The organism is Komagataeibacter intermedius TF2 (assembly GCF_000964425.1).
GTDB classification, from domain to species: domain Bacteria; phylum Pseudomonadota; class Alphaproteobacteria; order Acetobacterales; family Acetobacteraceae; genus Komagataeibacter; species Komagataeibacter intermedius.
This window is the reverse complement of the sequence record NZ_BANF01000006.1, coordinates 1-500: the sequence shown is the minus strand read 5'-3', so window position 1 is coordinate 500 and position 500 is coordinate 1. Positions and strand designations below refer to the sequence as shown.

Below are 500 nucleotides of genomic sequence, written 5' to 3'. Positions count from 1 at the left end.
CGGCATCTGGGTGCCCGCATCGGCATCACCGCCGTGCTGCACAGTTGGGGTTCGGCGCTGACCCACCATCCCCATGTGCACATGATCGTGCCAGGTGGCGGGCTCTCGCCCGATGCCCAGCGCTGGATCTCGTCGCGCCCGGCTTTCCTGCTGCCCGTCCGGGTGCTGGGCAAGCTGTTCCGCCGTCTGTTCCTCACCCGGCTGCTGGCATTTTTCGACGCCGACCGGCTGGCCTTTCGGGGCCAGCTTGCTTTCCTGGCAGACCGCCGTGCCTTTCTGCGGTATCTGGCCCCCGTGCGCAGCCGACGCTGGGTTGTCTACGCCAAACCACCTTTTGCGGGTCCCAAAGCGGTGCTGGCCTACCTGTCGCGCTATACCCACCGCGTTGCCATCTCGAACCGTCGCCTTCTGGCGTTCAACGAAAACGGCGTGACGTTTCGCTACAAGGACTACCGACGGGACACGGCCCACCAGCAGCAGGTCATGACACTCGCCACGGA

The 500-nt window shown here is 65.6% G+C and carries 1 protein-coding gene; it reads left to right on the top strand.

The window, feature by feature from the left end; all coding sequences use genetic code 11:
* Positions 1 to 500, top strand: a 500-nt coding sequence (locus tag B7449_RS00585; RefSeq protein ID WP_048883112.1) for an IS91 family transposase, incomplete at both ends; no start/stop codon positions are given.